This window comes from Flavobacterium tagetis, from assembly GCF_016735615.1.
Classification (GTDB): Bacteria; Bacteroidota; Bacteroidia; order Flavobacteriales; family Flavobacteriaceae; genus Flavobacterium; species Flavobacterium tagetis.
The window spans coordinates 1,509,926-1,529,936 of sequence record NZ_JAERSF010000001.1; the positions used below are offsets into that span (position 1 = coordinate 1,509,926).

The 20,011-nt window shown below is 32.4% G+C and carries 18 protein-coding genes; 12 read left to right on the forward strand and 6 right to left on the reverse strand.

What is annotated here, in order from left to right:
- The first annotated feature begins 13 nt into the window (after positions 1-13).
- Positions 14-2,776, forward strand: a complete 2,763-nt coding sequence (locus JI750_RS06480; protein WP_201999470.1) for a PD-(D/E)XK nuclease family protein — start codon at positions 14-16, stop codon at positions 2,774-2,776.
- A gap of 299 nt (positions 2,777-3,075) precedes the next feature.
- Complete coding sequence (locus JI750_RS06485) at positions 3,076-3,750, forward strand: ATP-binding cassette domain-containing protein (RefSeq protein WP_201999471.1); 675 nt, start codon at positions 3,076-3,078, stop codon at positions 3,748-3,750.
- Positions 3,751-3,756: 6 nt separating this feature from the next.
- Here the strand turns inward: JI750_RS06485 and JI750_RS06490 are convergent, their stop codons facing one another.
- Positions 3,757-3,900, reverse strand: coding sequence for a hypothetical protein (locus JI750_RS06490; protein ID WP_201999472.1), 144 nt, complete (start codon positions 3,898-3,900; stop codon positions 3,757-3,759).
- A gap of 274 nt (positions 3,901-4,174) precedes the next feature.
- Here JI750_RS06490 and JI750_RS06495 point away from each other — a divergent pair, with 274 nt between their 5' ends.
- Both JI750_RS06495 and JI750_RS06500 read left to right on the forward strand, forming a co-directional pair.
- The gene (locus JI750_RS06495; RefSeq protein ID WP_236672982.1) at positions 4,175-4,510 is read left to right on the forward strand and encodes a roadblock/LC7 domain-containing protein; all 336 of its coding nucleotides are present in this window, start codon (positions 4,175-4,177) and stop codon (positions 4,508-4,510) included.
- 25 nt (positions 4,511-4,535) lie between these two features.
- A complete protein-coding gene (locus JI750_RS06500; protein WP_198855345.1) occupies positions 4,536-4,910 on the forward strand; it encodes a hypothetical protein in 375 nt (124 codons plus the stop codon).
- 84 nt (positions 4,911-4,994) lie between these two features.
- Here the strand turns inward: JI750_RS06500 and JI750_RS06505 are convergent, their stop codons facing one another.
- Both JI750_RS06505 and JI750_RS06510 read right to left on the reverse strand, forming a co-directional pair.
- A complete protein-coding gene (locus tag JI750_RS06505) occupies positions 4,995-5,771 on the reverse strand; it encodes an alpha/beta fold hydrolase (protein WP_201999797.1) in 777 nt (258 codons plus the stop codon).
- Positions 5,772-5,799: 28 nt separating this feature from the next.
- Positions 5,800-6,339, reverse strand: a complete 540-nt coding sequence (locus JI750_RS06510; protein WP_201999473.1) for a sigma-70 family RNA polymerase sigma factor — start codon at positions 6,337-6,339, stop codon at positions 5,800-5,802.
- A 167-nt stretch (positions 6,340-6,506) separates the two neighbouring features.
- On the opposite strand from JI750_RS06510, the gene JI750_RS06515 reads away from it, so the two are divergent.
- The 3 genes from JI750_RS06515 (at position 6,507) to JI750_RS06525 (ending at position 13,055) form a co-directional block, all read left to right on the forward strand.
- The gene (locus tag JI750_RS06515) at positions 6,507-7,640 is read left to right on the forward strand and encodes a FecR family protein (RefSeq protein ID WP_201999474.1); all 1,134 of its coding nucleotides are present in this window, start codon (positions 6,507-6,509) and stop codon (positions 7,638-7,640) included.
- A gap of 227 nt (positions 7,641-7,867) precedes the next feature.
- Complete coding sequence (locus tag JI750_RS06520) at positions 7,868-11,194, forward strand: TonB-dependent receptor (RefSeq protein ID WP_201999475.1); 3,327 nt, start codon at positions 7,868-7,870, stop codon at positions 11,192-11,194.
- A gap of 4 nt (positions 11,195-11,198) precedes the next feature.
- Entirely contained in the window at positions 11,199-13,055 is a 1,857-nt protein-coding gene (locus JI750_RS06525; RefSeq protein ID WP_201999476.1) for a RagB/SusD family nutrient uptake outer membrane protein, read from the forward strand.
- A gap of 93 nt (positions 13,056-13,148) precedes the next feature.
- On the opposite strand, the gene JI750_RS06530 is transcribed toward JI750_RS06525, so the two are convergent.
- Positions 13,149-13,952 (reverse strand): TIGR00266 family protein, encoded by an 804-nt coding sequence (locus JI750_RS06530; protein WP_111365683.1) that lies wholly within the window; start codon positions 13,950-13,952, stop codon positions 13,149-13,151.
- A 177-nt stretch (positions 13,953-14,129) separates the two neighbouring features.
- Between JI750_RS06530 and JI750_RS06535 the strand changes: the two genes are divergently transcribed.
- The gene (locus JI750_RS06535) at positions 14,130-14,486 is read left to right on the forward strand and encodes a hypothetical protein (protein ID WP_201999477.1); all 357 of its coding nucleotides are present in this window, start codon (positions 14,130-14,132) and stop codon (positions 14,484-14,486) included.
- A 90-nt stretch (positions 14,487-14,576) separates the two neighbouring features.
- Positions 14,577-15,095: a ferritin gene (locus JI750_RS06540; RefSeq protein WP_201999478.1), complete on the forward strand. Its 519-nt coding sequence runs from the start codon at positions 14,577-14,579 to the stop codon at positions 15,093-15,095.
- 55 nt (positions 15,096-15,150) lie between these two features.
- Here JI750_RS06540 and JI750_RS06545 read toward each other — a convergent pair whose 3' ends face one another.
- Together JI750_RS06545 and JI750_RS06550 are read right to left on the reverse strand one after the other, a co-directional pair.
- Positions 15,151-16,065: an alpha/beta fold hydrolase gene (locus JI750_RS06545; protein ID WP_201999479.1), complete on the reverse strand. Its 915-nt coding sequence runs from the start codon at positions 16,063-16,065 to the stop codon at positions 15,151-15,153.
- A complete protein-coding gene (locus JI750_RS06550; protein ID WP_201999480.1) occupies positions 16,058-17,350 on the reverse strand; it encodes an aminopeptidase P family protein in 1,293 nt (430 codons plus the stop codon). Before JI750_RS06550 ends, JI750_RS06545 begins: the two co-directional genes overlap by 8 nt.
- 270 nt (positions 17,351-17,620) lie before the next feature.
- Here JI750_RS06550 and JI750_RS06555 point away from each other — a divergent pair, with 270 nt between their 5' ends.
- The 3 genes from JI750_RS06555 to JI750_RS06565 all read left to right on the forward strand — a co-directional run bounded on the left by JI750_RS06555 (position 17,621) and on the right by JI750_RS06565 (position 20,008).
- Positions 17,621-18,796 carry an SGBP N-terminal domain-containing protein gene (locus JI750_RS06555; RefSeq protein ID WP_201999481.1) on the forward strand — a complete coding sequence of 392 codons (1,176 nt, stop codon included), beginning with the start codon at positions 17,621-17,623 and terminating at the stop codon, positions 18,794-18,796.
- 159 nt (positions 18,797-18,955) lie between these two features.
- Entirely contained in the window at positions 18,956-19,591 is a 636-nt protein-coding gene (locus JI750_RS06560) for a hypothetical protein (protein WP_201999482.1), read from the forward strand.
- 39 nt (positions 19,592-19,630) lie between these two features.
- Positions 19,631-20,008, forward strand: a complete 378-nt coding sequence (locus tag JI750_RS06565; RefSeq protein ID WP_201999483.1) for a nuclear transport factor 2 family protein — start codon at positions 19,631-19,633, stop codon at positions 20,006-20,008.
- Positions 20,009-20,011: the final 3 nt, after the last annotated feature.

Below are 20,011 nucleotides of genomic sequence, written 5' to 3' on the forward strand. Positions count from 1 at the left end.
TTATTTTTATCCTATGGTAAATACTTCTTTTCTCCAAAAAATTGCCTCTGTTGTAATTCAGGACTTTGCAGAGAAACTTTCTGAAATAACAATAATACTTCCTAATAAGAGGGCAAAGGTTTTTTTGATTGAAGCTCTTAAAAAAGAGACTTCAAAGACAATTATTGCACCAGAGATTACAAGTATTGAAGATTTTGTTCAAGATGTCGCTTCAATTCGTTCGGTTGATTCGATAGAACTTTTGTTTGAATTTTACGAAGTTTATTTGTCTATTACCGATAAGAAGCATCAACAATCTTTTGAGTTATTTGCAAATTGGGCTAAAACTCTTCTCCAAGATTTTAATGAAATCGATCGATATCTTTTAGATCCATCTCATGTGCTATCTTATTTGAAGGATATTGAGGATATAAAAAGATGGGGGCTGGAAGTGGATCAGAAAACAAAACTTCTTGAAAATTACATTGATTTTTGGAAGTTGCTTCCGTTGTACTACGAGTCGCTTTATAATCATTTGCTTTTTAAGTCAATTGGATATCAAGGTCTGATTTATAGGGAAGCAGTAAATAATCTTAATCATTTTTCGAATACTATTGGAAACCGCACTTTTATTTTTGCTGGTTTCAATGCTTTGAATGCTGCAGAAGAAAAAATAGTACAGCATTTACTCGCTTTGGATCAAGCTAAAATTTATTGGGATGCGGATCAAGCTTTTCTTAATGACCCATATCATGATGCCGGATTGTTTTTAAGACGTTTTAAGGAAAGTTGGAAACATTATAAGTCAAATGCTTTCGAATGGATTGTTGACGATTTTTCGCAATCAAAAAACATTCAAATTATTGGAACTCCAAAGACAATTGGACAGGCAAAACTAGCAGGAAGTATTATTGAAAATTTAATAGATCAAAATCCTGATGCTTCGTTGGATAAAGTTGCAGTGGTGCTTGGTGAGGAAAACTTGTTGGTTCCGGTTTTGTATTCTCTTCCTTCTTCTGTTGGAGCTTTAAATATTACGATGGGATATTCTGGAAAAAATAATCCGTCGCAGATATTTGTTGCTAAATTATTTAAAATGCATACCAATGCACTTTCTCGAAAAGGAGGCAGTTATGTTTTTTATTATAAAGATGTGCTAGATGTTTTAACGCATCCATTGGTTGAGCCTTATGTGAATGCGCATAAATTGGTAAGAATTATAAAAGAGAATAATTATACTTTTATTACACACCAGAAAATTTTAGAACTTCATGCTGAGTCTTCCGACTTTTTTAATTTATTATTTGAAAAATGGGAAAACGGTTCTATTGCGGTTTTAAAGAATATTTCGGCTTTGTTGATTGCAATTAAAGATCATTTTAGTAATGATAATGAAGAGGAAAAAATTGCGAAAGCTTTTGTTTATGGTGTTTTTAAAGTAATTAATAAGCTTATAAATTATTATTCCAAACATCATCATATTGATAATATAGATACCCTTCATTCAATTTATAAGCAAATTATAGATTTGGCAGAAGTGTCTTTTGAAGGTGAGCCTTTGCGAGGTTTGCAGATTATGGGGGTTTTGGAAAGTCGTGTTTTAGACTTTGAGACTGTGATTATAACTTCTATGAATGAAGGTAAATTTCCAGCTGGGAAATCCCAAAATTCATTTATCCCTTATGATGTAAAAAGAGAGCTCGGGCTTCCGACGTTTAAAGAGAAAGATGCGATTTATACCTATCATTTTTATCACTTATTGCAAAGGGCTAAAAATATTTATTTGATTTACAATACTGAAAATGACGGGTTGGATGCTGGAGAACGAAGCCGTTTTATTACACAGTTAGAAGTAGAAAGAAAATCTCAGCATAATATTACTTTTGATATTTACAATCCGGAACTGCCAAATACGGCTTACGAACCTATTTCCGTTCCGAAATCTGAGTTGGTAATGGATCGCTTAAAGGAAATTGCGACTAATGGTTTTTCTCCATCGGCATTAACTAGTTATATTCGAAATCCGATTGAGTTTTATTTTCAGAAAATATTGAGAATTCGTGAAGTGGAAGAAGTTGAGGAAAATATTGCTTTGAATACTTTGGGAACGATTATTCATGAAACATTAAAGGCGCTTTATGAACCTTTTATAGGGAAATTTATTTCGGAGACAGATCTTCTCAATTGTTTTAAATTATTGGATGACGAAGTTTTGAAGCAATTTAAACTAGTTTACAAAGAAGGAGAAATCAAAAAGGGGCGAAATCTTCTGGCTTTTGAAGTGGCAAAACGAAATGTCTCTAATTTTCTGAAAATGGAATTAGAGTCGATAAAAAATAATGAAGCGATTCAGATTATTGCTTTAGAGCAGACTTTTGAACGTGAGTTTGTCCATCCAAAATTGCCATTTCCTGTTTTAATCAAAGGAAATGTCGATCGTATAGAGCGTCGAGACGGAAGAATTAGAATTATTGATTATAAGACAGGAAAAGTTGAGAAAGCTAATGTTGTCTTAAAAACATGGAACGGATTAACTCAAGAGCTTAAAAATGACAAAATCATTCAGGTTTTGGCTTATGCATTCATGTTTGAAAAAGAAGCGGGAGGACTTCCCATAGAAGTTGGGATTATTTCTTTCAAAAATTTAAAATCTGGCTTTTTGCCATTCGGTTTAAAAGAAGAGAAAGATTTAGATGTCATAGTGACGCCGCAGATACTGAATTCTTATTTAGAAGAAATTGCCAATTTACTAGGAGAAATTTTTGATATTAATATTCCTTTTGAGGAAAAAATCTAGATTGTTTCTATCAGAAAATTTCAAAACATATTTGAGTTTTATAAGACAACTTTGATTGTGAATTTGACAATCTCTGCTATTGCTTTTCTTTTTGGCGGGTTTGGTCATTTTTTATTGATGATAGCTACAGTAGGTTTTGTGTCGAGTATTGGATTTAAAGAAAGGTATCGCCAGAATGAATACTTATTTTATATGAATAATGGTTTTTCGAAAAGAAGGCTTTTGTTTTATTGTTTCTTGCTCAATTTTATGCTTGTGTTTTTATTTGCTGTTGCGCTAATTTCAATTCAGAAAATATCTTGAAAAAACATATTCTTGAAATAAGTGGCATCCAAAAAAGCTTTAATAATAAATTATTGCTTTCGGATATTTATTTGAAATTGGAAACTGGCCAAATAATAGGTTTGTTTGGTAGGAATGGCTGTGGAAAATCTACGTTGTTGAAAGTTATATTCGGAATAGTGCCGGCTTTAGATAAAAGTGTTTTTATTAACGGTATTTCGATGAATAGTTCTTCTAGGTTGTTAAATGAAATTAGTTATTTGCATCAAAACCAATTTATTCCAAATCATTTTTCGGTTTTTAAAACTATTCAGTTGTCAATCGATAAACAAAAAATACTTGTTTTTTGCGAAGATGATTTTTTAAAACCTCTTTTAAATCAAAAAATTAAGGATTTGTCTTTTGGAGAATTGCGCTATCTTCAGGTTAAATTGATGTTTTTTAATCAATCAAAATTTGTATTACTGGATGAACCATTTAATGGATTATCTCCAAAAATGATTGAGATTATAATGTTATTGATTAAGGAAAATTCTGAAGAAAAAGGAATAATCCTTACCGATCACAATTATAAAAATGTAATAGAAATTTCGACAGATTTAAGAATCTTGAAGGATGGTAAGTTGCAGGTAATCAATAAAAAAGCCGAACTTGTTTCTGAAGGTTATCTAACAAATTCGGCAAATTTTTAGGCGCTTTTAGCTGAATATTTTTTTGAAAAAACCTTTTTTAGATTTTTCCTCAGAAGTTGTAGTAATAATGTGTCCGTTTTCAATACGAAATCTTCTAAACTTCTCCAATTTTACATTTAAGTCAAAGCGTAATTCGTCAACAGTTTTCATTTCAAATAAAATTTTTTGCAAAGCTATAGAAAAACTTTTGTCAAATGCAACAATCTGCAAATGTTAATTTTAGAAATGAGTTTTGTTAAGTAAAATGTTACGTTTTTAATATTATTTACTTTTTATGTTAATTTTTTTTGCGTTTTTTTTGCAAAAAAATGGGATTGATTAAGTGATAAATAAAAGTGCGCCAGTACGTTATATTGCATCTTTTTTTAACAAGTGTTTATCGCACAATTGCTAATATTAAAATATCTTTGGCGCTTCCAAAAACATGACAAATAATAATATGGTTGATTTACAAACACTGGTGCAAGAGACTGGCGCAGAGTCTGGACTAAGTTTTAATATTGATGGCATTTTAAATGAGTCTGTAAATTTAGAATACGACGGAAATGTTGCAGCAATGATCGGAATGATCTTGAAGATGTGCCTTGAAATGTCGGAAGACGTTAATAATGGAGATCTTAAACAAGTTATGATCAAAAATAATGACGGAATTGTTGTGGCAAGCAAAAATCAAGATGATAATTGCATCGCGTTGCTTTCTAAAGATTTAAGTAAAATGGGACTGTTGCTGAGAAGAATGGATTCTGTTTTTAACAACTAATTTAAAACCAAATATTTTAATACACATGTCAGATTTTTTGCAAAATTTTCAAAACGATTTAAAAGAAAATATTAACGGATTTATTGCTGTTTCGGTTACAGAAGTTGAAACAGGAATGTCTTACTGTTCTTTAACAGTAAAATCTGATTTTGATCCAGAATTGGCTTCGGCTTATAATTTAGAAGTTGTAAAAGCTAAATTAAATGCGCTTAGAGCTCTAGGATTAAATCAGAAAATTAATGACATTTTAATTACGCTAACAGATCAGATTCATATAATTGATGTTTCTGAAGATGGTAGATACTTTATCTACTTGGCGGTAGATTCTACTAAAGCAAATCTTGGCTTAACAAGAGCGACTTTATCTAAATACAAGAAAGACATTACTTCAAAGTTATAACGATATTTTGCCCCCAAGAATGAGAAAAAGGCTGTTTCAACCCTAGGTTAGAAATGGCCTTTTTTGATTTGGTGCTTTCGATTTTTATTCAAAGAAATTTAGTAAAATAGCTTTTAAAGCTTCTTCGTTTTCGATTTGACTCATGTGTCCGTCTTCAAAAGAAACCAATTCAGCTGTGGTGTCTTCTATTTGAGAAAGGCTTTCCTCATAATTTAAAACAGGGTCTTTTTTTCCTAAAATCAATAAAACAGGAAAACGGTTTTCTTTTAATAGCCATTCTCTATCTTCTCTGATTTTCATTCCTTCCTGAGAAGCTATAATTCCTTGCAAAGGCGTTTTTAAAGCTTCTGTTTTTACTTTTTCAATTTCTTCAGCTAGTCTCGTTCTGTTGTTTTCGCTGAATAAATTTGCAACTGCCAGACTCACAAAACTTACATAATTCTGTTTTACAGCTTTAATTGCACGGGTTCTATTTGTTTTTTTTTCTTCACTGTCTTCTTTAGAAGTGGAGTTTAGTAAAACCAGTTTTTGAATTTTTTCTGGATATAATTCGGCGAAAGCCAAACCGACATAACCACCCATTGAATGTCCAGCAATTATGGCTTTTTCGATTTTTAAATGCTCCAAAACTTCATTCACGGCATTGGCATTGTCTTCCATTTTGTGAACATAACCTAAACAGTCAGATTCGCCATGACCCAATAAGTCGATTGTTACAACGCGATATTTTTCTGAAAACAAGTCAGCATATTCTAGCCACATTTTTTTGTTTTCAAGAAAGCCGTGAAGTAAAACGATTGTTCTTCCTTTTCCCGTATCAGAATAGGAGATTTTGGTGTTTTTGTAAAGAGTATAATTCAAAACGGATATTTTATACTGCAAAAATAAGCTATTTTATAAGCCAGATGAAATATAAAATAAGATTTAAATGAGAAGTTTTTTGTGATTCTCTTAAAGAAGCGTATGCTCTTTTCATTTGAGTTTTTACCGTATTTATAGAGATATTCTGGTCTTCTGCAATTTCTGCGTAGCTAAGTCCTTCAACAACATGAGATATGAAAATTTCTCTTCTGGCTTGTGGAATCTTTTCGACTAGAGTCTGAATTTGTGGTTTTTTGTTTTCCTCTATGTTTTCAAATACAATTTGTTCTTCAGATTTTGGAATAACAATTTTTTTGGTTTGAAGGCTGATTGTTTTGTGTTTTTCTAAATATTGTAGACTTAAATTTTTTATTGCTTTTGATCCATAAGCTTTAAATGAAACAGTAAAATTTAGTTCTTCTTTTTCCCATAAATAAATAAAAAAATCTTGAACAATATCATTCGCAACATCTTTGTCTTTGACTATGTTGAAAGAAGTCAAAGAGAAAAAGACAAAATGTTCTTTGTATAGGGCTTCAAATATTTTTAAATCTTTATGATTTAACATTAAAAAAAATGATATTTATTGTTTTGTAATGGATTACACAGTGCCAAATGTAAAATAAAAACTTAATTTTTTTTCATAATGTGTAAAAAAAATCAAAAAATATTGATTTGTTGTCACCCTAAAAAACTTTTTTTCTAACATAATAAAAACCACTATATAAAAAACAAATGACTCCAAATTCAAAATTGATTAATGTCCTAAAGGAAATAAGGTCTGAAGGAAACTTTGATGCGTCTAAAATAGCGTCATTGTCTCGGGAAGATCAAGAATTAATACAAAATCTTCAGGATAATGGCTTGCTCGAAGAAGCGCTATTGTATGTAGAATCTATGGATGTAGATGAAAACTGGGAAGAATTAAAAGAAAAATTAAATATAAATAAAAAGACAGTTGTAATAAATTGGAGAAGTATTTTTCAGTATGCAGCGATTTTCTTGTGTGTGTGCGGGTTGGTTTATCTTTTCCAATATAAAAACGGTAAACAAAATGAAATTAAAATTCCTTCAGATGCAATTCAGTTGGTTTTAGAGAATGGAGATATTCAAGTTTTAAGTCCAAATGGCGAACAGCAAATAATTAAAAAAGATGGAGAAGTTGTTGCATCTCAAAAGGATAATGAAATTAATTATAAATCGGGTAATTCGATAAATAGATTGGTTTACAACGAAATTAAAATTCCATACGGAAAAACTTTTAAGATAACACTTTCTGATGGCACAATTGTAAATATGAACGCTGGCTCTTCTTTACAATATCCTGTTCAATTTATAAAAGGACATAAAAGAGAAGTTGTTTTAGATGGCGAAGCTTTTTTTGATGTTGCAAAAGATAAAGCGCATCCATTTATTGTAAAGACAAGAGGTATTGATGTAAAGGTTTTAGGAACGAAATTTAATGTTAGCTCTTATAAGGAAGATATCGATATCAATACTGTTTTGGTTGAAGGTTTGGTTAGCTTATCTGATAAAACCAATAAAAAAGCAATGCTTGTTCCTGGCGAAAAAGGATCTTGGAATAGTAATAATCCAGAAATAGCTGTCAACAAAGTTGATACTCGTTTTTATACGGAATGGATAAATGGAGAAATTGTTTTTAGAAAAACTGCTTTTAGAGATATCATAATAAAACTGGAAAGGACTTATGGCGTTACGATTGAAAATAGCAGGAAAGATATTTTAGATAAAAAATTTAATGCCAGTTTCAATAAAAATATTGAAAGTATAGAAAAGGTGTTGGAAACAATGAGCAAAATTCAAGGCTTTACTTATAAAAAAGAGGGAAAGCTTATAAAAATATACTAACTACCTAATTTACTAACCAACAAAACCAATTTTTTATGAAGTGAAAATGTAATTCTTTTTGAGAAATGCAAGAAAGAAAATCGGAAAATAGGACGAGTATTTCCCGATTTAGTATTGTGTTTTAAACGACGTATCGAAATTAAATCATTTAAAATCAATCCAAAATTATGAAAAAAATAATTAAGAGGAATTGGCTTACTCGCTATTTGCCTAATATTAGCCTTAGAATGAAATTAACCACACTTTTTTTGATGCTTTCTTTGATGAGAATTCAAGCAGGTGTCTATTCGCAAAATACAAAGTTGACATTAAATTTAAATAATGCCCCTGTTGAGAAGCTGTTTAACAAAGTGGAATCTGTTTCAGAATATAGATTTCTTTTTGAAAGCAGTGCAATTGACCTAAACAGAAAGGTGACTATTAATGTCAAGAAAAAAGGAATAACCGAAATACTGAAAGAGATATTTGAAGATACCGATATATCCTATAGCATAAACGATCGCCAGATTATATTGGTAAAGAAAAAACAGCAAGTAAATCTGGAAGATAAGCATGCTGTTGAGAAGATATTAGTTGAGCAAGGCATTGAAGTCACGGGAGTAGTAACCGATTCGAAAAATTTGCCGATTCCAGCGGCCAATGTTATAGAAAAAGGAACTACTAATGGAGTGCAAACCGATTTGGACGGAAAGTTTACCATTCGCGTAAGCGGACCAAATAGTGTTTTAGTTTTTTCTTTTATCGGATTTGAGAATAAAGAGGTTACAGTTGGTCAAAGCAAGTCTTTGAGTGTAATTCTAAACGAACAAAATTCTGCATTAAATGAAGTTGTTGTTGTAGGGTATGGATCGGTAAAGAAAAAAGATTTGACAGGAGCTGTGGCAACCGTAAAATCATCTGATATTTTGTTGAGCCCTGTGGCTAGTCCCATGGAAGCACTTCAGGGAAGAGTTTCTGGTTTGGATATCCAGCGTGGATCGGGTCAAGCAGGAACTTCTCCAAAAGTATTGGTGCGAGGAAATAGATCTTTGACTGCTAGTCAGGATCCGCTATATATTATTGATGGGATTCCTTCAAGTATAGATAATTTGAATACGAATGATATTGAGACTATTGATGTTTTAAAAGATGCGTCGTCTACGGCAATATACGGTTCTTCTGGTGCGAACGGAGTTATTGTTGTGACTACTAAAAAAGCAAAAGCTGGAAAAACACAAATAGATTTTAATAGCTATTTTGGATTGAATGGTTTCTCCTCTTTTCCTGCTCCACTTACAGGAGATAAATGGTTGAATTATAAACGAGATAAATTTTATTTAGATAATGGTTACGAAGCAACAAGTTTAACCGATTTAGGTTTGAATGCAGCAGCTGTAGCCGCAATTGAAAAAGGACAATATGTAAACTGGATTGATGAAAGTTTGCAAGTAGGCATTCAGCAAAATCATAATCTTTTTATGAGAGGCGGATCGGAAAAAGTGCAGGGGTATTTCTCTTTAGGATATGTCGGAGAAGAAGGGATTTATCAAAACGATAAAATGAAGAGTTTTAATTCTAGAGGAGGAATTGATTTAAAGTTCAGCGATAAATTTAAAACCGGTTTTCAGTTGATTTTAAACTATAAAAGCGGAAGCACTACAAACAGTAGAATTAATAAAGCTTATGGTGTTTATCCGTTAGGAGTGCCTTATGATCAAGAGGGTATTGTAAATCTTTATCCATTAGAAGGAGATCCAAATAATATTAGCATTTTGGCAAATAATTATCCAGGAGCTTTTGCTAATGAATCTATCGGCTATAATGTTCAATTTAATCCCTATCTCGAAATTGAATTCGCTAAAAACTTCAAGCTTAGATCTAACTTAGGAACTAAATTTTCAGGAGGCAGAGCAGGTACTTTCCAAAACAAAAACTCATACAATTTGCTATCTGAGGGAAGAACAGCAAGCGAAGCGACATACAACATGACTTTGGCTTACAGCTATATTTGGGAAAATATATTGAACTATAATTTTAAAGCGGGAAAAGACCACGATTTTACTTTGACAGGAATTACTTCATGGGCCGATAATAGATCTGAAGGCACTTACATGGGAGGGAATGGAATCGATTACGATGATTTCTTGTTTTACAATATGGGAGCGGTTAAAAATCTGACTACTAGAATGAATACCTATAGTCAGTTTAATAGAATGTCATTTGCTGGACGTATTAATTATAGTTTTAAAGGAAAATATCTTTTCCAATTAACCAATAGGTGGGATGGAGTTTCTCCTCTGGCAGAAGGGAATAAATGGTCGTCTTTTCCTTCGGCATCTGTTGCTTGGCGCATTAGCGACGAAAGCTTTATGCAAGGAACGAGTTCATGGTTAAATAATTTAAAACTAAGATTGGGTTATGGAGTTTCGGGATCGGCAAATATTGATCCGTATTCTAGTTTGACTCGTACTTCGACTAAAACAAGCAGTCTTTCTCTGGGTGGCGGTACAGCCTTGCCAATGTACGTACCAACAGAACATATTTCAAACCCAGATTTAACATGGGAGCGTTCTACAAATACTAATTTAGGTTTGGATGTTTCGGTTTTACGAAATAGAATTGATCTTGTTGCTGAATATTATTGGACACAGACTGATGGTATTTTATGGGATCGCCGTTTACCTACAAGTTCAGGAGGTTATGATGCAAAAACACCTTATAAAAAGACGTCTAATATTGCGACTTCTAAAAATGAAGGATTCGAATTGTCCATAAACACTAAAAATATTGAGACTGAAAATTTCAAATGGAGCACTTCATTTACCTATACGCATGCCAAAGAAAAGTTGACGAATATTGATTTGGGAAGTCTTAGCGTTAGCCAGTTGATTTCTGAAGGTCTTTTCATCGGACAAACTCCAGCAGCAGGAGGAGTTTTTTATGATTATAAGAAAATAGGAATCTGGCAATTAGGACAAGAAGAAGAAGCGGCATTGTATGGAGCTAAACCTGGAGATATTAAACTGCAAACTGTACCGCAAGTTGATGCTAATGGAGTATCAGATAACGGAGTGCACGTTTATTCTACAAAAGACAGAATGATTGTTGGAAACAATGTTCCAGATTACTTCTTCGGTTTGCAAAACACATTCAAATATAAGAATTTTGATTTCACAGTATTTGTAAATGGTAGATACGGCGGTATGATGCGTGCGCAAGTATTAGGATATTGGAACAAAGAAGCACAACCGTCTACCTACGATTATTGGACACAAGATAATCCGACAAATGATTTTCCGAGACCAGGAGGTACCTTCAACACACAATTTCAATCTTCATTAGAACTTGTAGACGCATCTTATATAAAAATCAAGAATCTTACAATTGGCTATTCTATGCCTGAGGATTTTCTTAAGAAAAGTGGTTTAAATAATTTGAGACTTTATTTAACTGCTTACAATCCTTTTGTTTTTAGCCGAAGCCATTTATTAAAAGATGTTGATCCAGAAAACGGAGGTTCAGATTCATTCCCATTATTTAAACAAGTTATTTTCGGTCTTAATTTATCATTATAGTAATATGAAAAAGTATATAAAATTAAAAACAGTCATTTTAATGGTTTTTCTGGTTGGTTTCATTCAATCATGCAGTTTAGATGAAAAAAACTTGACAACTGTTTCTTTGGATAAATCATACGGCGAAAGAGCAGGATTTGAAGGATTAATTAATAGTTGTTATGAAAATCTATATTTCTTACATGGAAAAGTCGATTACATAGCGCCAACAGAAGCAGGAACGGATTCTTGGGAAAATGTGAGCACAAGCGGAATAGGTTATGCGCAATATACAAGTCAGTTAAACCCAGACGACGGAAATATTAAAGTGATTTGGGGGACTTCTTATGCTACTATAAATCTTTGCAACACGGCAATTTATTATTCTAAAGATGTAAAAGGTTATTCTTCTGCCGATGAAATGAATGTGAAATTGGCAGAGGCTTATTTTCTGAGAGCATTTTGCAATTTTATATTAGTAGAACAATTTGGAGGCGTAGTTTTAAGAACAAAATCATCTATTATTGAAGGAGCAGATAATGCACCTGTGCGCAGTTCTGAAAAAGAATTTTACGATTTAATTATAGAAGATTTAAAATTTGCCTGTACTCATCTTCCAATTCAGCAGACACTACAAGGACGAGCGGCTAAGAAAGCGGCTTATGGTTTATTGGCAAAAGTTTATTTGCAAAGAACAAGATTAGGCGATGTTGCAGAGTATTCTAAATTGGCTTTAGATACTGCCGAGGAATTAATCAATAATGCAGCAAAATATAATACAGCCTTATATTTAAGTGATAATACAGCTTCTGGATTTAAGAAATTGTGGGACGGTAACAACAATAAGAAAAATACAGAATTTTTGTTTACTCAAGGAATTGATCCCGGAGGTCTAAATCCTGAAGGGTTTAATAGAGGAAGAACAAGACAATATTATTTGCCAGATTTAGCCACAAGAGGAGCAGAGTGGGGTGCAGGGGCAACTAGTATTTTATACGGAAGAGCAAATAGCCGTATGCTAAAACCAAGTAAATATTTATTGACAGAAGTGTTTTCACCAGTGCCATCGCCAGCAGATACTCGTTTTGCAGAAACATTTACATTTAAATTTTATGCCGCAGCCAATAAAACAATTACGCAAGCAATGGCTACTGCTTACAAAAAAGATGCTTCGGTTGTTGGATACACTATTAAAAACACTTTGGCACAGGCACTTCCATCGGTTAATTTTTATTCTCAAAAAATAGAAGAACAAATTAATATGAATAATAATGAAGGTTTGTCTGTGTTTACTCCTAATTGGAATATTGATCCTGTCGCTAAAAGTAAAATGCCAATGCTAGTTGTTGATCCAAGTGATCTTTTCGAACCTGGAACAAATAAATATAAAGATCCAGCAATGTATCCAAATGACCCGAATTTGATCAATATGTTTCCAGCAATGCGAAAATTTTCTGCTGCATTGTATTGTCAAAGCAATCAGTATTGGTTGGGAGATATTCCCATTATTCGTTTGGGAGAAATTTATTTGGTTGCAGCGGAAGCAGCTATTTTAAGTGATAATCAAACTAAAGCATTGGCTTATGTGAATACTTTAAGAAAAAGAGCCGCTATAACTTCAAGAGAAAATGAAATGTTAGTGACAAGTGCAGACATGAATATTGATTTTATTTTAAAAGAAAGAGCAAGGGAGTTATCTGGCGAGCACACAAGATGGACCGATCTTAAACGCACTGGAAGACTAAATAAAACATATTTAGATCAAACTAACCCAATTGCAGGAGCAAATTTTGTAAACGAAAAACATACCGTTAGACCAATTCCAAGATCATTTTTGGATGCAATTTCAAATTCGAAAGAGTTTGGTACTAACGGGTATTAGAGCACTTTTGGTTAGGTGTTTTGGGCAGCTCTTTCGAGCTGCCCTTCTTTTTTATAAAAAACGGCTTCCATTTCTGAAAGCCGTTCTTATAATTTAAAATCGATTATCGCCATCCAAAAGATTTCCTAATCCGCCAAGAAGACTACCTTCGTCGCGGCTGTTTCCTCCAGATCTTGGTGCAGATGCAATAATGCGGTCAGCCAATCTAGAGAATGGTAGTGATTGTATGTAAACTGTTCCTGGACCTTTTAAAGTTGCATAAAATAATCCTTCACCACCAAAAATAGAATTTTTGATTCCGCCAATAAATTCAATATCGTAATCTACATCTTTTGTAAAACCAATAATGCATCCCGTATCTACTTTTAGGACTTCGCCATGACCTAATACTTTTTTGGCCATTGTTCCACCAGAATGTACAAATGCCATTCCGTCTCCTTCAATTTTCTGCATGATAAAACCTTCACCACCAAATAAACCTCTTCCTAATTTCTGAGAAAATTCAATGCCAACAGAAACGCCTTTAGCCGCGCATAAAAATGAACTTTTTTGACAGATAAATTTACCTTGAAATTCGGTCAAATCAATCGGAAGGATTTTTCCTGGATAAGGCGATGCAAACGAAACCTTACTTTTGGTATTGCCTTGATTTAAAAATGCTGTCATAAACAAACTTTCGCCAGTTAGAACTCTTTTGCCTGCATTTAAAAGTTTGCCAAATAAACCAGAACCTTGCTGCTGAGAACCATCACCAAATATAGTTTCCATCTGGATATTGTTTTCCATCATCATAAAGCTGCCAGCTTCGGCAATTACAATTTCCTGTGGATCTAATTCTATTTCCACATATTGCATTTCTTCTCCAAAAATCTGATAATCTATTTCATGTGCTTGCATAATTTCAAAATGATTTGTTTTTAAAATTAGACTAACAATGCTTTAGAATGTTACAGTTTTTAGCGTACTTCTGTGGTTTTTAAAAATATAAAACCATTTTGTTATTTTAAATTAGTCTTAATTATGTGTTTAATTGTTTCAAATTATATATTTTTGCATCGTTATAATTTTATCAGAATGGCATTAGTTAGCGATTTGACAACCAAAGTATTATTTGAAACCGAAAAAGGATACAGTTACCAATGTGATTTGACCAATAGTATAATCATCAATTTTATTGATACAGTGTCAAGTTACAAGATTCAAGATTTTTTGATTTTTCAAAGAAAGGTGAATAGCGTTGACATTCTTAACATGCTTTATGACTTGTCTGATCAGTCAGATGCCCAACTGATTGAAACTACCAAAAGAAACTTTTCTAGAAATCTTACTATCTGCGAAATAGTGCAGTTGAGAGATTTATTAAACGGAACTAAATTTACTCTCAATTTACATTCTATGCTTTGCAGTGTAGTGAATGTTGAGCTTATTTAGATTCTTACTTAGATTAAATCCAAATTTTCAAGGAGTTACGACTGCCAGCTTTAATTTTTGTAATTTTACACGTAATAAAAATTAAAGGTTATGAAAGATTTACTAAGAACACGTACTTCATTAACTGAAGGTGTAGAAAATATATTGAATTTACAGGCAAAATTAGAAAGTGACGCTTCTAACAAATATTTAGCTATGGCAGCATGGTTAGATAGAAACGGTTATGCTAATACGGCATCGTATTTATACAAGCAAGCTGAAGAAGAAAGAGAGCATTTTCTAAAAATTTTTAAATTCATTACAGATATGGGCGGGATTGCCATTACACCATCTGTTCCAGAAGTACAACAGGAATTTGCTTCTTTTAGAGAAGTATTCGAAATTGCTTTGCAAAACGAAATTGCAGTTACTCAAGCAATCAATAAAGTAATCGCAAAATGTAGAGCTGAAAATGACTATGCTACAGAAGATTTTATGATGTGGTATGTAGCTGAGCAAAGAGAAGAGGAGAAAAATGCAAGAAGAGCTTTAGAGCTTTTTGATCTAATCAACGGAAATGAAGCTGATGGTAAATTCCAATTGGATTTACAGATTTCGAAAATCGGATAAATAAACGATTTATATAATTTAAAAAGCCCTTAATATTTTAAGGGCTTTTTTATTTTTATGATTTTAAAAATGAATTAATATCCGAGAAATATTTGTCTCGTGCATCAAGCCATCCATAATGTTTTGAATGTTCTAATAAAATTAGTTTCGAATTTGGAAAAGTCTGATGAGCCAATTCTCCGATTTCATTGCTAATAATATCTTCTTTTCCTTGAATGATTAAAACTGGATTTTTGAAATCCTTCAGTTTAGCTTTACAGTCAAAATTCATTTTCTGCATATCCGACCATAACAAACCATTGATTGTCGAATTTCCTTGAGTTAATCTTTCGGCAATAATAGGAATAAATTTCTGATCGTAAACATATGCTGGAGCCATCGCGCGTCCGCGTCCTAAAAGGGCTTTATGCGAAATATCTCCTTTTTCAATTTTATCGTTCCAATAATTCATCGAATCTTTTTCAATTTGCGAAAGATTAGATTCAATCAAATTTGGACCTTTTAATAAAGATAAATCGACACCTCCTGAAGAAGATAAAACCAGCTTATTGATACTATTCGGATAAATTGTCGCGTAATACGAACCTAACATTCCACCAAAAGAATGTCCGAGAATATTCCATTTTTTAATTTTAAGATGTTTTCTCAACGATTCGATATCATCGACCATTAATTTCATCGAAATTGTCTTAGCGTCTAATTTTGAAAGTTTCGATTTTCCAGTTCCTCTTTGGTCGTAAATAATCGTTTGTTGGCTTTCGCCCAGAACTTTCGCCATATCTTCAAAACCATTGCTGTTCATTCCGGGTCCGCCGTTAATAATTAAAAGCGGTTCGCCTTTTCCGAATGTTTTGTAATACGTTTTACTTCCATCAGTATTTACGGCAAAACCTTCAGTCTGAGCAAAAATATTTCCCAGAAACAATAAAAAGCCAAGAAGAAAAATCTTTTTCATCATGAAATTATTCATTCATCAACGTTTCGATCTCCTCTGCTTCAAGAGGAATATTTCGCATCAAGTTAAAAGGTTCTCCTTTTTCCTGAACTACAACATTATCTTCTAAACGAATTCCGAATTTTTCTGCTGGAATATAAATTCCTGGTTCAACTGTAAAAACCATATTCGCTTTCATTGGTTCGTGAAGCAAACCGTAATCGTGCGTATCCAATCCCATGTGGTGAGAAGTTCCGTGCATAAAATATTTTTTGTAAGCAGGCCATTCTGGATTTTCGTTCTGAACATCGGCTTTGTCTATTAAACCTAAACCAAGTAATTCTGATGTCATAATTTTACCCACTTCAACATGATATTGCTTCCAAAGTGTTCCTGGTGTAAGCATTTTTGTTGCTTCGGTTTTAACTTTTAAAACAGCATTGTAAACTGCTTTCTGACGATCTGTAAAACGTCCAGAAACTGGAATTGTTCTTGACATATCGCTAGAATAATTAGCATATTCTGCAGCAACATCAAGCAAAATCAAATCACCTTCTTTACATTGCTGATTGTTTTCGATATAATGCAAAACATTAGCATTGTTTCCAGAAGCGATAATTGGCGTGTAAGCAAAACCTTTAGAACGGTTTCTTATGAATTCATGGGCCAATTCAGCTTCGATTTCGTATTCTGTAACATTTGGTTTTACGAATCCTAGTAATCTGCGGAAACCTTTTTCTGTAATATCGCAAGCGTGCTGAATCAAATCGATTTCTTCGCTTTCTTTTACAGAACGAAGTCTTTGTAGAATTGGGTTGCTTTTTGCAACATTGTGTGCTGGATAACGCTCTTTCCACCATTTTACAAAACGAGCTTCACGCGTTTCTGTTTCTACAGTCGCACGGTAATGTTCGTTGGTATTGATGTACATCGTATCGGCATACGTCATCATTTCGTTCAAAACTTTATGAAAATCTTGCAACCAATAAACCGTTCTAATTCCAGAAACCTGAAAAGCACGTTCTTTAGTCAGTTTTTCACCTTCCCAAACTGCAATATGTTCGTTGGTTTCTCTCAAGAAAAGCATTTCTCTTTGATGTTCATAAGGCGCATCTGGAAACAAAAGCAAAACACTTTCTTCCTGATCTACACCGCTCAGGTAAAAAATATCTCTGTGTTGTGCAAACGGCAAAGTACTGTCGGCACTAACTGGATAAATGTCATTTGAGTTGAATACTGCAACAGAATTAGGTTTCATTTCAGCCATGAACTTTCTGCGGTTTTTTACAAAAAGAGCGCTGTTTATTTGATGATATTTCATAATTATTTCGTTTTTGAACTTCGAATTTCAAAATTAATGATTTTTGAATTAGTGGCGTATAGCAGATTTACTAAAGTTTTCTTATTTGTTTTGAGTTTAATTTTTCAGGCACAGATTTTACAAATTAAAAAGGATTTTTCTTGGTTTATGGCCTGTTTGTACTTTTACGGTTATGATTAGAAAAATCATTTGTAAGGAGTACGGTTTCCCGTAAAGAAATTGTTTTATAAATGATAATATTTGCAATTAGCAAACTAACCGTAAAAATTCATGAAAACTAAAGTTAACTTATTCAAAGTCATTTTTTTTATTTCTCTTTTAATGGCATCGTGTGTCGCGGAAGTAAGCTTAAGTAACGAAAATACGATTCAATCTTTGACCATAACAAAAGGAGGTATTACCAAAGAATTTTCGATTGTAGAAAACTCAATAAGCGGTATTGTAGAAAGTACATTTGAATTAGAAGATATAAATTTAAATGTCTCAATTCCTAAAGGAGCAACCATAAATCCAGATCCAGCAACAATTAAATCTATTAATGGGCCTTTAACTTTTGTGGTCACAGCAGAAAATGGAGATGTCAAAAATTATAATGTAGATATAAAAAGGGAGCCAAGTACTGATAATTTTATTTTGGAAGTAAATGTAAAAACTCCAAATCTGTTATTAAGTGCTGATATTGATAACGAAAAAGGATTAATAACAAAAAGAATTCCTGAAAGTAATGATCTTAAAGATTTAAATGTCGAAATTAAATTCTCAAAATACGCAACTATAATTCCAGACCCTAAAACGATAAGAGATTATTCTGAACCGGTAAATTTTACTGTTACATCAGAATCAGGGGTAGAAAAGAGTTATCAAGTAAAATTTGAGCATATGAATTTTACAGTATCTAGATCATGTTCTGAAACTAATGCTTCAAAATGGTTTGGCGGAGATAACAGAACTAATGCTCCAGATCTTTTAGCTTTTGATAGAAATGTTGGGACTGGGCAAACTGTAATAGTTGATAAAAATTTAGTGCCTTCTGCTTTTAGTATTAATCTTCTCGAAGGATTTGCTTACTATGACGGCAAACAGAAATATAATAAACCTGTAACATTGAAATTAATTATCAAGGATGCAAGTTTTAATGTTTTAGCAACTACAACGACAATAGTGCCAGAGTATTTTGATGGAGGTTTAGTTCCTTTTGATTTGCAAAAACTAAATCTTTATTTGGAAGCCAAGAAAGCTTATAGTTTTTATTGGTATTTAGTTGATGGAGAAAAGTTAGGTGTTTCTTCTGCTAGTTCGGGTGACATTAATGCGGGAAGTGGCTTTTGTTACAATAGTGGCTATTCGGGAGAATCTAGAATTAGCAGAAACAACAGTCTTGAAAATGCAAGTGTTTGGTATAAACATGAATGGCATTTTAATATAGCATTAGAAGGAAAAGAATAAATAAATCTTAAAAAAGAAAAAACCGAAGCAAGTACGAGACTTCGGTTTTTTCTTTTAAAAGCTATAGATAGTCACAATTTTTATCAGTTTTTAACGAGAAAAAAAATATAGATTTTGGTATTTTGTATATTAGTCTTTTGCTATAATTTAAAATGATATATGGAACAAACTAATGATTTGATTTTAGACAATTTGCTTGAAGTTGAAAAACAGGCAAAAGAAATTATTACAAGAGATTTAGAAGATTCACAAAATGAAGCATATAATTCATTTTATAATTTGTGGAAAAACCAAAATAGAGAGGAACATGAAAATTTGATGATTGAGGAATTAAAAGGAAATATTGGAAAATATTGGCTTGAAGAGAAATATAATAACGATATTGATAAAAGTTTTAATATGATTTATTTTGAGCATGGAGGACTGTATGGTGGGGAATTAGAAGCTTTTGCCGTAGATTTTGATGACTCAGATCGAAAATTGTCTGAATTTGAAATCGATGATCATCAGATGGAATATTTGGATACTATTTCTTGTCTTCCAGCTTTTGTGTCACCTACTTTATATCATTTAACAGAAAATATACAAGGAGAAGAGGATAATTTTGAAGATTTTCGGGATGTGAATAATATTTATGAACTATTTGAAGCTACAGCATTAGTAGAAACGAATAAATTGTTTAAAAGAGCAGATAATGAAAATGTATTCGAAAAATTAAATTTGAAAAAGCCTTTTTATTTAGTTGTTGCAGAACATGATGCGGGCGCTCCTAAATTAATTTATGTTATTGAATAAAATAGAAATTCTAGTTTTAATCTTTTGATAGAAAATGATATGATCGAAAAAGAAAAAATAATTCAAAATTATATTGAAGCGTATAATCAATTTGATGTTGATAAAATGATAGCTGATTTTGACGAATTTATTGTTTTTGAGAATATTCAGAATGGAGAAACGAATATGACTTTGAACGGAATAAAAGAATTTAAAGCTCAAGCCGAACAAGCCAAAGAATATTTTTCAGCAAGAAAGCAAACTATTACATCATTCATACAAGATGAAATTACAGCAATCGTCGAAATTGATTATTACGCCGTTATGGCAATGGATTTTCCAAACGGATTAAAAGCTGGTCAAGAATTAAGTATGAAAGGAAAATCAATTTTTCAGTTTTCAGATAATAAAATCGTCAGATTGGCTGATATGAATTAAAGT